Annotated in this window: 1 protein-coding gene; it reads right to left on the bottom strand. The window is 69.7% G+C overall.

Annotated elements, in window-relative coordinates:
• A partial coding sequence (locus P9230_RS32235) for an Ig-like domain-containing protein (RefSeq protein WP_278121751.1) occupies positions 1 to 584 on the bottom strand: 584 nt, incomplete at both ends.

Genomic DNA, 584 nt, shown 5'->3' with positions numbered 1-584 from the left:
ATGGTGAAGGTGCCGCCCTGGGTGGTGCTCTCCTTGGAGGTGTCGGAGCCGGCCGATTCACCGGCGCCGCGGCTGGCGAGCAGGTCGTCCTCGTTGACCGTCACGTCGCCGCCATTGGCTGCCGGCGTCAGGTCGGTGATGGTCGGCGGCGTGTTGCCGATCGAGATGGTCAGCGTGGTGTGCGAGGTGTCGCCGTCGCCGTCCTTGATGGTGTAGGTGAAGACGTCGTCATGGCCGCCGGCGGTGCCGGCGTCGCGGACATAGGTGTAGGAGCCGTCGGCATTGAGCGTCAGCTTGCCGTAGGTGCCCTGGATGACCGAGCCGACGGTGGCGGCGCTGTCGAGATTGGCATTGGTGTTGCCGGCCGCGACGCCGACCACGGTTGCGCCGTCGGCGCCCTTGGTGTCGGCGCCGGCCGCATTGCCGTCGCTGCCCGCGCCGGTCATGACGTTGCCGCCGATCGAGGCGAACGAGCCCGCAGGCACGGCATCGGTGTCGGCGACCGCGGTCGGCACGTCGTCGACGATGTTGACGGAGAGCGTGCCGGTGGCGTTCTGGCCGTCCTGGTCGGTGAGCGAGACGGT

It is taken from the genome of Mesorhizobium sp. WSM4887, from assembly GCF_029625865.1.
In the GTDB taxonomy this organism is placed as follows: Bacteria; Pseudomonadota; Alphaproteobacteria; order Rhizobiales; family Rhizobiaceae; genus Mesorhizobium.
This window is presented reverse-complemented; position numbering and strand designations above follow the sequence as displayed.